The 12,790-nt window shown below is 40.0% G+C and carries 12 protein-coding genes; 9 read left to right on the top strand and 3 right to left on the bottom strand.

What is annotated here, in order from left to right:
- Positions 1–8 precede the first annotated feature (8 nt).
- From MKL36_RS04815 to MKL36_RS04805, 3 genes are all read left to right on the top strand, one after another.
- On the top strand, positions 9–1,664 hold the full coding sequence (locus MKL36_RS04815) for a TIGR01244 family sulfur transferase (protein WP_021510784.1): 1,656 nt from the start codon (positions 9–11) through the stop codon (positions 1,662–1,664).
- Positions 1,665–1,915: 251 nt separating this feature from the next.
- The gene (locus MKL36_RS04810; RefSeq protein WP_000925653.1) at positions 1,916–2,707 is read left to right on the top strand and encodes a sulfite exporter TauE/SafE family protein; all 792 of its coding nucleotides are present in this window, start codon (positions 1,916–1,918) and stop codon (positions 2,705–2,707) included.
- Between the two features lie 109 nt (positions 2,708–2,816).
- On the top strand, positions 2,817–3,821 hold the full coding sequence (locus MKL36_RS04805; RefSeq protein ID WP_021510783.1) for a homoserine dehydrogenase: 1,005 nt from the start codon (positions 2,817–2,819) through the stop codon (positions 3,819–3,821).
- A gap of 32 nt (positions 3,822–3,853) precedes the next feature.
- On the opposite strand, the gene MKL36_RS04800 is transcribed toward MKL36_RS04805, so the two are convergent.
- Entirely contained in the window at positions 3,854–4,771 is a 918-nt protein-coding gene (locus MKL36_RS04800; RefSeq protein WP_270908983.1) for a DMT family transporter, read from the bottom strand.
- Positions 4,772–4,937: 166 nt separating this feature from the next.
- Here MKL36_RS04800 and MKL36_RS04795 point away from each other — a divergent pair, with 166 nt between their 5' ends.
- Entirely contained in the window at positions 4,938–5,792 is an 855-nt protein-coding gene (locus MKL36_RS04795) for a helix-turn-helix domain-containing protein (RefSeq protein ID WP_000331400.1), read from the top strand.
- On the opposite strand, the gene MKL36_RS04790 is transcribed toward MKL36_RS04795, so the two are convergent.
- Complete coding sequence (locus tag MKL36_RS04790; RefSeq protein WP_079747754.1) at positions 5,789–6,184, bottom strand: winged helix-turn-helix transcriptional regulator; 396 nt, start codon at positions 6,182–6,184, stop codon at positions 5,789–5,791. The two genes, MKL36_RS04795 and MKL36_RS04790, sit on opposite strands and share 4 nt — an antisense overlap.
- A gap of 95 nt (positions 6,185–6,279) precedes the next feature.
- On the opposite strand from MKL36_RS04790, the gene MKL36_RS04785 reads away from it, so the two are divergent.
- Positions 6,280–6,888, top strand: a complete 609-nt coding sequence (locus MKL36_RS04785; RefSeq protein ID WP_000771649.1) for an FMN-dependent NADH-azoreductase — start codon at positions 6,280–6,282, stop codon at positions 6,886–6,888.
- 83 nt (positions 6,889–6,971) lie between these two features.
- Here MKL36_RS04785 and chrA read toward each other — a convergent pair whose 3' ends face one another.
- Positions 6,972–8,321, bottom strand: a complete 1,350-nt coding sequence (gene chrA, locus MKL36_RS04780; protein WP_021510779.1) for a chromate efflux transporter — start codon at positions 8,319–8,321, stop codon at positions 6,972–6,974.
- A 241-nt stretch (positions 8,322–8,562) separates the two neighbouring features.
- On the opposite strand from chrA, the gene MKL36_RS04775 reads away from it, so the two are divergent.
- Genes MKL36_RS04775 through MKL36_RS04760 form a run of 4 tightly spaced genes read left to right on the top strand, consistent with a single transcriptional unit; the run spans position 8,563 to position 12,784 of the window.
- On the top strand, positions 8,563–9,306 hold the full coding sequence (locus MKL36_RS04775; RefSeq protein WP_000080819.1) for a GntR family transcriptional regulator: 744 nt from the start codon (positions 8,563–8,565) through the stop codon (positions 9,304–9,306).
- 28 nt (positions 9,307–9,334) lie between these two features.
- Positions 9,335–11,068, top strand: coding sequence for a fumarate reductase/succinate dehydrogenase flavoprotein subunit (locus MKL36_RS04770; RefSeq protein ID WP_021510778.1), 1,734 nt, complete (start codon positions 9,335–9,337; stop codon positions 11,066–11,068).
- Between the two features lie 20 nt (positions 11,069–11,088).
- A complete protein-coding gene (locus tag MKL36_RS04765) occupies positions 11,089–11,334 on the top strand; it encodes a 4Fe-4S dicluster domain-containing protein (RefSeq protein WP_004739001.1) in 246 nt (81 codons plus the stop codon).
- Positions 11,335–11,353: 19 nt separating this feature from the next.
- Positions 11,354–12,784: an ABC transporter substrate-binding protein gene (locus MKL36_RS04760; RefSeq protein WP_021510777.1), complete on the top strand. Its 1,431-nt coding sequence runs from the start codon at positions 11,354–11,356 to the stop codon at positions 12,782–12,784.
- Positions 12,785–12,790 lie beyond the last annotated feature (6 nt).

The following is a 12,790-nucleotide window of genomic DNA, read 5'->3' as shown; positions in this document are numbered from 1 at the left end:
GTGGCAATATGGAACTTAAACGAGTTAATCAAGATTTTTATGTTGCTGGCCAGATTACTGCCAACGATATTGTAAAAATTGCAGACCAAGGAATAAAAACTCTGATATGTAACCGTCCAGATGGAGAAGGTGCAGATCAACCCAATGTGATTGAAATTAAAGAAGCAGCTCAGCGACATGGCCTAAACGTAATCTACCAGCCCGTTATCAGTGGCAAAATTACTGATCAACAAGTTACCGAGTTTAAGCAGCTTTATCAGAATGCTCAGAAGCCCGTTTTAGCATATTGTCGCTCTGGTATGCGTGCAATCAGTTTGTGGGCTTTGGCTGAAGTTGCCCCACAAGATGCAGCACTGTTAGTTGAGTCGGGTAATAAGCTTGGGTTTAACTTAAAAGGCTTGGTGCCACGTATTTTAAAACGTGATCATGAACCAGCCACAATTCCTTGTTATAGCGTTGTGATTGTTGGCGCTGGGGCAGCAGGAATTTCTGTAGCGTCTAGTCTTTTATGTCGTGAACCTCATTTAGATATTGTCATTATTGATCCCGCAGATACACATTATTATCAACCGGGCTGGACCATGGTTGGCGGCGGTATTTTCAAATCACAAGTAACCGCACGCTCAATGACAAGTGTGATACCTTCAAAAGTAAAATGGATGAAAGCTGCGGTTGCTGGATTCGACCCTGAGCATAATCAGATTATTTTGGAAGGATGCCAACCCATTCAATATAAAGCTTTGGTCGTCTGTCCCGGTTTAAAACTGAATTGGCATGGCATTGAAGGTTTAGTCGAAACCTTAGGAAAAAATGGGGTGACGTCTAACTATCGTTATGATTTAGCGCCGTATACATGGGAATTGGTGCAATGGCTAAAGGGTGGGAAAGCAATCTTTACCCAGCCACCTATGCCGATTAAGTGTGCCGGTGCCCCTCAAAAAGCAATGTACCTTTCAGCCGACTACTGGTTAAAGCAAGGCAAACTTAAAGATATCTCTATTCATTTTTATAACTCAGGCGGTGTTTTATTTGGTGTGAAGGAATATGTACCTGCACTAATGCAATATGTCGAAAAATATGGTTCAGAACTGCATTTTAACCATCAACTTGTCAAAGTAGATGGGCCTGCAAAAAAAGCATGGTTTAAGGTAGTGAACGATGAAAATGCAGCATTGGTCGAAACAGATTTCGATATGTTGCATGTTGTTCCACCGCAACAAGCCCCAGACTTTATTCGTGCAAGTACTCTTACTGATGAAGCCGGCTGGGTGAGTGTGAATCCTCAAACCCTACAACACACACAGCACGCCAATATTTTTGCTTTAGGTGATGTGATGAATGCGCCTAATGCCAAAACTGCTGCTGCGGCACGGGCACAAGCTCCGATCGTTGCGGTTAATGTTATAGCCCAGCTCAAAGGTGAGCAAAACTTCTGCGAGTACAACGGCTATGGCTCATGTCCACTCACAGTAGAGCGTGGAAAAATCGTTCTGGCTGAGTTTGGCTACGGCGGCAAATTACTTCCAAGTTTTCCAAAATGGGTGATTGATGGACAAAAACCATCTCGTTTGGCATGGCTGCTTAAAGAGCAGATTTTACCTCCGATTTACTGGCAAGGCATGCTCAAAGGCCGCGAATGGATGGTCAAACCTGAGCGAGGTTAAGCAAAGCAACGCTTTGTACGAGCGCAAGGCGAGAGCTATGCTCGAGTGGAAGAGGATAAGTAAAGCAACGCTTTATCCTGAGAAGCGACTAAAGCTTCGCAAGAAGACGAGAACTATGTTCGAGTTAAGAGGATAAACAAAGCAACCTTTGTCCTGAGAAGCGACTAAAGCTTCGCAAGAAGACGAGATCAACTCACTCATTAACCAGCAGTCTACTGCAAACGATGTATATGCAATTTTAGGCTTTTAATATGTTATTACTTGTCGTTGAAGGCATTGTGATTGGCTTTTTACTTGGTCTTACCGGTGCGGGTGGTGGCATTCTTGCTGTACCCGCGCTTATGACCAGTCAAGGCTGGAGCGTGGCGCAAGCTGCGCCAATTGGGTTATTGGCGGTTGCGCTATCTACTCTCATAGGAACCATTGAAGGCTTATTTAAAAAGATTGTTCGTTATCGTGCTGCGATCTGGATTGCCTTAATTGGTGCTCCTATGGCACATATCGGCATTTTAATAGCTAACACGATTTCACCTATTTGGCTCATGTTAATGTTTAGCTTGGTCATGTTTACAGTGGGCTATCGACTTATCAGTAACCGAGTTTCAGATTTTCATAACCCGCCGTGTCAGGTCAACCCAAGTACGGGACGCTTTATCTGGAATTTTAAAACTGGTGGTGTGCTTGCAAGCATCGGGATTATTGCTGGGCTTTTAACGGGGATGTTAGGGGTTGGAGGCGGCTTTGTAATTGTACCCGCGCTTAGAAAAGTCACAAATTTGGATATGCATAGCATTGTTGCAACCTCACTTATGATTATTTTCCTAATTAGTGGCATGAGTATTGTGATGCATATTGCAGAGGGCTTTCACTATCCAGTCGCCATTACTAGTGCGTTCGCGCTCGCATGTGCATTCGGTATGTTATTAGGACGCCGAGCTATTCGGTTTATTCCGTCTGCAATTGTACAAAAGGTCTTTGCTTTAATGGTTTTTGCTGTCGCAATTTATATGGTTATTAAGATTGTTAATCTAACAAATATCTGAGCGATATAGTATTTTAACCTTCTCTATAAATAGCAATTTTTCCAAGATGAGATATTAAAATTATCTTTGGAAAATTGATTTAAACCATTTAATTTTTTGAGAAAGTGAAATGAAGCGAATTAACGTGGCAATTTGTGGTTTTGGACGGATTGGGCAACAAATTGCAGAGCTTCTTTTAAATCGATCGACATACTATAAACAAAAATATCAAATTGATGCCCGTTTAGTGGGTGTTTGTAACTCATCATCAGGCTTAATTGACCAAGAAGGTTTACAAGCTTCAAAGTGGCTAGATAAAACACAATATCAAGCAGGCCTAACAGAGCAAAAGTTTTTAAAAAAGGTTCAAGCAGATGTCATTATTGAGACTGGACCAAGTGATTATGTGACAGGTGGGAAAGGCCTATTTTATTTAAATTATGCTTTAACACATAGCATGCATGCGATTGCGGTATCTAAAGGTGCTTTAGTCGTAGAAGGTAAAAAACTAATTAACTTGGCACATCAGCACAATAAAAAACTATTTTTTAGCGGTGCCACTGCTGCAGCTTTACCGACTGTTGATTTGTTTGAATATAACTTGGCTGGTTGCCAAATTTTAGAAATAGAAGGTGTGTTTACAGGTACCACAAATTTTATTTTAAATGATATGTTGCAACACGAATGCGCATTTGCAGAATCTCTTGAAAAAGCTCAAACAAAAGGGATTGCAGAACCTGACAGCTCTTTCGATGTAGATGGATGGGATACTGCTGCCAAAATTACGATACTAGCCAATACTGTTTTGGGGGCTGATGTAAAAATTCAAGATATTCCAAGACAAGGAATTAGTCACGTTACGGCTGAACATATTCGTGGTTGGAAAAAAGAAAATGTAATTCCTCGTCTGGTTGGTTTTATTCATATTAAGAATCAGCAAATTCAAACAGGTGTTGAATTAAGGTTAGTCCCAGCAAATCATCCGTTTGCTCATCTGCAAGGTTCTAATAAATGTATTCGGGTGTTAACGCAAGAAATGGGGGAATTTGTTGTCAGTGGAGGGGCATCTGCGCCATTAGCCACAGCCGCTGCAGCTTTAAAAGATTTCGAGTTGATACTAAAAACGGGCTGCTAAAATTAATTATGATTTATAAAAAAAGCAGGCTTTTATGCCTGCTTCTCACAATTTTTTTGATTGCTAAATAACTTCTTTCCAATTTCAAACTTACTAAACATTAAGTAGTTACCAAGTAAGATGAGTAAAATTCCAAATACAGCATTTAAAGTCCACTCATATCCTTCAAAGAAAGTAGAAACTGTTAGAGCAACTAAAGGAAAGAGCAACGTGCTATAGGCTGCTTTGGCTGCACCAATTCGTCCGACCAGAGAAAAATAAGCTGAAAACCCAATAACCGTGCCAAATACAGCTAAGTATAGTACCGAGCTTAAAAATGGGAAATTCATCGGCGGCATTAAATCTTGTCCTGTAAATAATGCCAGAATTAACATCACCAATGCACCATAAGTCATTGCATAACAGTTTGTTGAAAAGATATTTAGGCCACGTTTTTGGTGTCTAACACTAATCATGTTCCCTAAAGAAAAACCGTAAGTGCCTATTGCACATAACCCAATACCCATTAATAGCTGCGCATTAAACTGGCTATTAATCAGATCGTGCCAAAACAGTAAAATAATACCACTTAGGCCCAAAAGTGCAGCTGGTGCAAAGTTTGGGGAAGGTTTCTGCTTAAAAAAGATAAGCGCATTAATGGCATTAAAGAAAACAGCCATCGAAAAAATGACAGACTCTAAACCGCTATTTAAATATTTAACCGCAGTATAAAAACAAATAAAGTTTAGACCAAAAACGCAAAGGCCTTGCAGCATACAAAACAAGTGATCTTTTAAAGCAATTCGCTGTAATTTTCCTGAAAATAGTAAAACAACCCAAAGTAATAAGGCTGAAATAGCAAAACGCCATAAAATTGCGACAACGGGTGTTGCATAATGGCTTTGAACGGCAATTCCAATCCATGTTGTTCCCCAAATCAACACCACCGCAACATAGAGTAAAATATTCATAACTTCATCCTCAATTACCAAACTTAAGTATCTAGGAATGCTTAATTTTTCACGTATATATTCTTGTGTTGTACATGCAAGATCTTGCGTTTTTTATAGATCTAAACTAGCTGAATTTTGCTGAATATGGTTAACTTAAGCTCAATCATATTCGTTTTAATTTTGCATGGCTTATCAAACTTTAGAACAGCTGCAGCAGTCTAAAGCCAAGCTTCACGAAACTGTGGTGCTTGATGAAAATATGCAACTTGCATTTTGGTCTAATCAGCAAGATCGTGTAAGTGTCTGTAGCGATCACCACACTTTAAGTCTTTATATTCAAGATGGCTATGAAAGCTATCAAAAAACACCTGCGGGCTGGAAAAATGGCGGTGGACCAGGACGTTTTTGCCTATTGCCCGAGCATCAGGAGTCGACTTGGGACATACGTGGTGGGCTTAAATTTGTCCACTTGTACTACACCGACCAACATTTGCGTGATGTTGCTGAAAAAATATGGGACAAAGAGCCGAATCAAATTGAACTAAACGAAGTTGTATTTAATGATGATGAACGGATTCGGGCGTTATATCAATTTTTCTTATTAGATTGCGATTGGCAAGATTCTTCAAATCATTTGCAAATGAGTACAACGGCAAGTTTATTGTTGAATCACTTAATTCGAAAATATAGTAGTGTTCAATGGCAACAGCCTACTATCAAGGGCGGCCTGGCACCCCATAAACTCAAATATATTCAGGAATGGATTGAAGATCATCTAGATCAGGCACTCACTTTGTCTGATTTGGCGAATGTTGTGAATTTAAGCGAATACCATTTTGCTCATATGTTTAAACAGTCCATGAATATGGCGCCTCACCAATATGTCATGCAAAGACGCTTAACTAAGGCCAAAGGACTAATTCAGTCATCTCAGCTTTCTTTGCAAGATATTGCCCTAGTATGTGGGTTTAGTTCAGCAAGTCACTTAAGTCATCGCTTTAAACAATTTTATGGCATGAGTCCTTCGCAGTTACGTTAAGTGTCTAATGTAATTGATTTCTCCTGAGCTGCATCAAATGCAGCTCTTGCCGCATCAATATCTGCAATATGCTGCTGAGCCCATTGGCCTAAAGCAATTACAGGTTCTGTAAGTGAATGGCCCAGTGGAGTTAATTCATATTCAACATGAGGTGGAACTACAGGATAAACCGTACGTTTAACCAACCCATCTCGTTCTAAACCACGCAAACATAATGTAAGCATACGCTGCGATATTCCATTGATACGTTTCTTTATTTCAGAAAAGCGATGAGGATGTGATGCAAGTGTCATTACAATGAGTATACTCCATTTCTCTCCAACTCTAGCCAACACTTGACTAACTCTTTGGCAATCTGAACTTTGGATATCATGAGGTATGGTTACAGTCATATTACTTGGTTCCCTAAATGTGCCTTCTTGTGCATAAGAATAATAGTAGTAACATAATTAGCTCAAGTAACAATTTTATACTGTAGGTATAAGCGATGAAACTACTTCAAATTGACACAAGTATTTTAGGTGAGCAGTCTGTTAGCCGCCAACTCACCTCATCTGTTATTCGTCAGCTCAGCACAGCTTATCCAGATGCAGAAATTATTCATCACGATTTTGCTTTAGAGCCAATTCCTCATTTGTCTGATGCTGAGTTTTTAGCATGGCAAGGTGTTGAACCTAATAATGAAACAGCGCAACAACGTGTTGCACGAAACACCCAATATTTGGATGAGTTCTTATCGTCAGATATCGTTGTAATTGGCGCACCTATGTATAACTTCAGCTTCCCATCACAGTTAAAAGCGTGGCTTGACCGACTATCTGTTGCTGGAAAAACATTCCGTTATACGGAAAATGGTCCTCAAGGTTTAGTAGAGGGGAAACGTGTCATTATTGCTTCTTCACGTGGTGGTGTGTATTCAGAAGGTTCACCAGCTGAAGCTTTAGACTATCAAGAAACATATATCAAAGCGTTTTTCAATTTTATTGGGGTGACTGATATCACTTTTGTGCGCGCGGAAGGGATCGCTTTCGGACCAGAAGCACGTCAAGCTGCCTTAGATAATGCAGCAGCGCAAATTGCACAGTTAGCAGGCTAAAAATATAAATAGCCGAACAGTAATGGGGCTGTTCGGCCTTATTGAGATTATGATTTTGAAAAATCAATTCAATCAGTAAATAACTAGAAGAAAGTGACAGCGAGCCCAACCAGGGCTGAAGCAAAAATGACATATAGCACATTAATGTTAAATCGGAATAAAGCAATAAATGCTGCAGCAGTAATTATTGCTGCAATAGCATCAAAATGGCCTGAAAAGCCTTGTGGCCATAACACGTGATAACTAAAAAATAGTGCTAAATTTAAAATGACGCCGACCACAGCTGCAGTAATGGCAGTAAGGGGTGCAGTAAATTTAATTTCGTTATGTGTAGACTCAATAATGGGCGCACCCGCAAAAATAAAGACAAATGAAAATAGAAAGGTAAACCAAGTCACAATGACTGCACCGAGTGCTCCAGCAAAAAATAAATGCTCAGAGCCTAGTAATGAATGATTTACACCTCCTAAAAAACCAACAAAGGCAACGACCATAATCAGTGGACCGGGTGTAGTTTCACCAAGTGCCAATCCATCAATCATTTGTGTAGGTGAAAGCCATCCAAAATGATTGACAGCCCCCTGATAGACATAAGGTAAAACCGCGTAAGCGCCCCCAAACGTAAGCAGCGCAGCTTTAGTGAAAAACCAAGCCATTTGGGTATAGGAATGATGCCATCCAAAATATGCGCCTAAAGCTAAAATTGGCAATAACCATAAAGCGATTGCCACAAAAATAAGTCTGGCTAACCGTGACCAATGGAATTTAGCGTGCTCTGGTGTTGGGGTATCATCATCAATATATGCCGGACCATAATCTTTTTGACTGGCTTTATGTCCAGCCGCTGAGGAAAATAGTTCTGGGTACTTTTTACTCGCTAAATAGCCAGCAATACCAGCTGATAGAACGATAAGCGGGAAAGGAAGTTTTAAGACAAAAATGGCAAAAAACGCTGCAATCGCGACGACCCATAAAAACTTATTTTTAAGCGAACGACTACCTATACGGTAAGTTGCATGAAAGACAATTGCAGTGACGGCAGGCTTTATCCCGTAAAAAATACCTGCAATAACAGGCACATCTCCAAATTTTATATAAACCCAAGATAGCCCAATTAAAATAAATAAAGAGGGTAATACAAATAGAATACCTGCAACCAATCCTCCCACAGTTCTATGCATAAGCCAACCAATGTAGGTTGCTAACTGCTGCGCTTCAGGTCCGGGTAACAACATGCAGTAGTTCAGTGCATGTAAAAATCTTTTTTCTGATATCCAGCGCTTTTGTTCAACCAGTTCCTGATGCATCACAGCGATTTGTCCAGCTGGCCCCCCAAAGCTAATAAAACCAAGCTTGAGCCAAAATAAGAAGGCTTGCCAGAAGTTGACTTGTTCCACTGAATCATCAGGGGTATTTAATTGTTTTTGTTGCATATTATCCCCTAAAAAATAATATTAATTTTTACGTTTATGGCATAACGGAGTATGTTTTATAGCATAACAAACACAAATGTATTTTTTATGATAACCATTCAACTTTTATAGATAACTATTTATTAATTTGTTGATATTAAATGAAATTATTTTTTTAACTAAAGTTATCGCTTTAAATTATTTCCAAAGCTGAAACATTTTAAACATTATTTGCTCAAGTTGTTATAACAGGTTGTGAGCCGTGAGCCAGCTACCCCAAGATCCCAAAAATCACAAGCCTCTTTACGATCAGTTAAGGGAACTCATCCTTAACAAAATTGTAAATGGTGAATATGCCGTGCTGAGCCAAATTCCATCTGAAAATGAGTTTGCTGAACAGTTCGGTGTAAGCCGAATCACAGTTCGCCAAGCACTCAATCAATTACAGTTGGAAGGCTATATTTTTAAGGTGCCAGGTAAAGGGACCTTTGTAAGCAAGCCAAAAACGTTCCAGAACATCTCAAGTTTGCAGGGTTTTGCAGAAGCAATGTCATCTGCTGGTCACGAAATTTTAAACCGTGTCATCTCCGCCGAGCTTAAGCAGGTCCCGATGCATGTTGTACCCAAATTAAAGTTACCAGTTAAAGCCAATGTGTATGAAATTCAACGTGTCCGTTTACTCAACCGTCAGCCAGTGTCGTATGAGTTGACTTATTTGCCTGAACATATTGGTTTGAAGCTTAAAGAAAAAGCGATTGATTTACGTACAACCGATATTTTTAAGGCATTAGAGCAAGAGTGCGATATTCCTTTGGGACATGCGGATTTAAGCATTGATGCCACGGTAGCGGATGAAGAATTAGCGGCTTTGTTGCAAGTCGAAATCGGAACTCCGGTATTACGGGTCGAACGTTTGACTCATGATGCAAATGGTCAACCGATTGACTATGAATATCTCTATTTCTCGGGCGATACCTTCCAGTACCGTTTACGTATTCATCGTTAATAACTCAAATAAAAATAAGGAATATTCAATGGAAACTAAATATCTTGAGTTCGATATTGTGGTTATTGGTGGTGGAACTGCTGGACCAATGGCTGCGATTAAAGCAAAACAAGAAAACCCGAATTTAAAAGTCTTGCTGATTGAAAAAGCGAATGTAAAACGTAGTGGGGCGATTTCAATGGGAATGGACGGTCTGAATAATGCTGTCATTCCGGGCTATGCAACACCTGAGCAATACACCAAAGAAATTACGATAGCCAACGATGGGGTAGTTAACCAAACCACTGTATATGCATATGCAAAGCATAGTTTCAAAACTATTCAACAACTCGATCAATGGGGCATTAAGTTCGAAAAAGATGAGACAGGCGAATTTGCAGTAAAAAAAGTACATCACATGGGTGCATATGTTTTACCAATGCCCGAAGGCCATGACGTTAAAAAAGTTTTATATCGTCAGTTAAAGCGTGCTCAAGTCAAAATTAATAATCGGATTGTCACCACAAAGCTTTTAAAAAATGAGCAAGGTGCAATCAATGGTGTACTTGGTTTCGACTGTCGTAGTGGCGATTTCTATGTCATTAAAACGAAAGCTGCCATTTTATGTTGTGGTGCCGCAGGGCGTTTAGGTTTGCCAGCTTCCGGCTATTTAATGGGCACTTATGAAAACCCAACCAATGCAGGTGACGGCTATGCAATGGCATACCATGCAGGTGCTGAGCTTGCTAACTTAGAATGCTTCCAAATTAATCCTCTAATTAAAGACTATAACGGTCCAGCTTGTGCCTATGTGACCGGACCTTTAGGAGGTTATACCGCCAATAGTAAAGGTGAACGTTTCATTGAATGTGACTACTGGAGTGGTCAAATGATGTGGGAGTTTTACCAAGAACTGGAAAGTGGTAATGGCCCTGTTTATTTAAAAGTAGATCATCTGGCCGAAGAAACCATTCAAACCATCGAAGAAATCTTGCATACCAATGAGCGCCCAAGCCGTGGTCGTTTCCATGAAGGCCGAGGAACCAATTACCGTCAAGATATGGTGGAAATGCATATTTCAGAAATTGGTTTTTGTAGTGGACACAGTGCTTCTGGCGTATGGGTCAATGAAAAAGCCGAGACTTCAGTTAAAGGATTATACAGTGCTGGCGATATGGCGGCTGTACCTCATAACTATATGCTTGGTGCATTTACCTATGGTTGGTTTGCAGGTGTAAATGCCGCGCAATATGTGAATGCAATTGAAGATAGCGAATTAAACCAAAGCGAAATAGAAGCAGAAAAAGCTCGAATATTTGCGCCACTGAATTGCTCAGAAGGTTTACCTCCAGAACAAGTGGAATATAAGCTGCGCCGTTTTGTAAATGACTATTTGCAGCCCCCTAAAACTCGCCAAAAAATGCAAATTGGGCTCAAGCGTTTTGAAGAAATTAAACAGGATATTAAGCGAATTTCTGCAAGAAACCCGCATGAGTTGATGCGTGCTGCTGAAGTTTCTTTTATTCGAGACTGTGCGGAAATGGCAGCCCGAGCTTCACTGTTTAGAGAAGAAAGCCGCTGGGGACTGTACCACTATAGGGCAGATTTCCCTCAAAAAAATAACTCGGATTGGTTTTGTCACGCGCATTTGAAAAAAGATGAACACGGCAACATGGTCAGTTTCAAAAAACAAATCGAGCCTTATGTAGTTTCGATTAATCAAGATGAAGCTGTGTCGTATGACCGTTTACGTATTCAAAAAGATGTTGCTCTAGCAGACTAAATAAATCAGGAATTTAAATCATGGCTTTTATTTTTAAAGAAGTTCAGCACCGTACTGTCGCACCCGTCATTATCGATGAAGATAAATGTATTGCTGATAAAGGATGCACCGTCTGTGTAGATGTTTGTCCAATGGACTTATTGGCAATCGATCCAATAACCCAAAAAGCTTATATGCAATTTGATGAATGTTGGTACTGCATGCCTTGTGAAAAAGACTGCCCAACGGATGCAGTCAAAGTAAACATCCCATACCTACTCAAATAATTAATTTGGAATACTCAACATGAGACAAAATAAATTGATCAATAAAAAATTATTACTCAGTAGCTTAATTGGTGCCATGGTACTCGGCACTTTGGGGTGCGGCAGTAAAACAGAAACTGTTCGTGTAGCGATTGGTACGCAAGACACAACCATTAACTGTGCAACAGGTGGGTTGCTGATTCGTGAATTGAATCTATTACCAAAATATTTACCTAAAGATGGTAAATACAAACATGTTAAATATGACATTCAATGGAAAAACTTTACCTCTGGTGCACCACTTACCAGTGAGATGGTGGCTGGGCGTTTAGATTTGGGAGCAATGGCTGACTTTCCTGCGGTTAATAATTTAGCGGCATTTAAAAAAGCTGGAAAAGAAAGCATATTTTTAGCGCCATTGTCGGGCAGTATTAATGGTAGCGGTAATGCGATTGTTGTTGCAATTGACTCAAAAGTCACTTCACTTAAAGAGCTAAAGGGGCAGACTATTTCTGTACCTTTTGCCTCAACTGCTCACGGACTATTATTGCGAGCAATTCAAGCTGAAGGTTGGCAACTTGATAAGGATATTAAAGTGATTGCTCAGGCGCCAGAAGTGGCAGGGCCTGCGTTAAAAAGTCATAAGATTGCTGCACATGCTGACTTCGTGCCATTCGGAGAGTTATTTGCTTACCAAGGTTTTGCTAAAAAAATCTATGATGGTTCACAAGCAAAATCACCGACATTTCATGGTTCGCTTGCCAGCAAGGATTATGCACAGCAGCATCCCGAAGTCATAAAAGCTTATTTACAAGCAACTATTGAAGCGAATCGTCTGATTCAGGAACAACCAGAAAAATATAGTGAACTTATTGCTGAAAAAACAGGTATTCCTGCCGAAGTTGTTTATCTATTTCATGGCCCTTTAGGTCTGCAAACTCGTGACTTAACGTGGAAACCTGAATATCGAAAAGCGACTCAAATTGCGATAGATACCTTAAAAGTTTTAGGCAAAAACGACGGTACGCTTGATGTAAATAAATTTATTGATGATCAATACATTAAGGATGCATTTCAAGCATCTGGACTTAATTACAGCCAGCAACTGGCCGACTATGCAAAATCACCTTTGGTTGCCAATGACGCTTTAACGGGCCAACCCATCAAAACATTTGATCGGGTAACTCAAATTTGGGTAAAGGGTGAAGAAAAAGTGCGTAGCTACGAAACGCCTGAGCATGCTTTTTCTGATTTAAAGAAAATACAAGCCGATGGAAAAATGGTGCGTGTGGTTTATAGCCAAGATCATCAGTCCGACATTAAGTTACTTGCTAATTTAGCATGGTATGCCACAGACAAAGCAGGACAAATTCAAGCCTTTTTATTAAAAGATGATGCTGAAAAATGGGCTAAACAACAGGGTGGAAAAGTATATGACTTTAAAGCTATTCAGCTTGTAAAACAGAGCTGATGTGTT

It is taken from the genome of Acinetobacter sp. AOR12_HL, from assembly GCF_027855275.1.
Taxonomy (GTDB): Bacteria; Pseudomonadota; Gammaproteobacteria; order Pseudomonadales; family Moraxellaceae; genus Acinetobacter; species Acinetobacter baumannii.
The sequence above is the reverse complement of the archived record's forward strand: the minus strand, read 5'-3'. Positions and strand labels throughout refer to the sequence as shown.

Bases quoted from the DNA above. Each gene is read 5' to 3' on its own strand.
- MKL36_RS04815 (WP_021510784.1), top strand. From the start codon at position 9: ATGGAACTTAAACGAGTTAATCAAGATTTTTATGTTGCTGGCCAGATT.
- MKL36_RS04810 (WP_000925653.1), top strand. From the start codon at position 1,916: ATGTTATTACTTGTCGTTGAAGGCATTGTGATTGGCTTTTTACTTGGT.
- MKL36_RS04805 (WP_021510783.1), top strand. From the start codon at position 2,817: ATGAAGCGAATTAACGTGGCAATTTGTGGTTTTGGACGGATTGGGCAA.
- MKL36_RS04800 (WP_270908983.1), bottom strand. From the start codon at position 4,771: ATGAATATTTTACTCTATGTTGCGGTGGTGTTGATTTGGGGAACAACA.
- MKL36_RS04795 (WP_000331400.1), top strand. From the start codon at position 4,938: ATGGCTTATCAAACTTTAGAACAGCTGCAGCAGTCTAAAGCCAAGCTT.
- MKL36_RS04790 (WP_079747754.1), bottom strand. From the start codon at position 6,184: ATGACTGTAACCATACCTCATGATATCCAAAGTTCAGATTGCCAAAGA.
- MKL36_RS04785 (WP_000771649.1), top strand. From the start codon at position 6,280: ATGAAACTACTTCAAATTGACACAAGTATTTTAGGTGAGCAGTCTGTT.
- chrA (WP_021510779.1), bottom strand. From the start codon at position 8,321: ATGCAACAAAAACAATTAAATACCCCTGATGATTCAGTGGAACAAGTC.
- MKL36_RS04770 (WP_021510778.1), top strand. From the start codon at position 9,335: ATGGAAACTAAATATCTTGAGTTCGATATTGTGGTTATTGGTGGTGGA.
- MKL36_RS04765 (WP_004739001.1), top strand. From the start codon at position 11,089: ATGGCTTTTATTTTTAAAGAAGTTCAGCACCGTACTGTCGCACCCGTC.
- MKL36_RS04760 (WP_021510777.1), top strand. From the start codon at position 11,354: ATGAGACAAAATAAATTGATCAATAAAAAATTATTACTCAGTAGCTTA.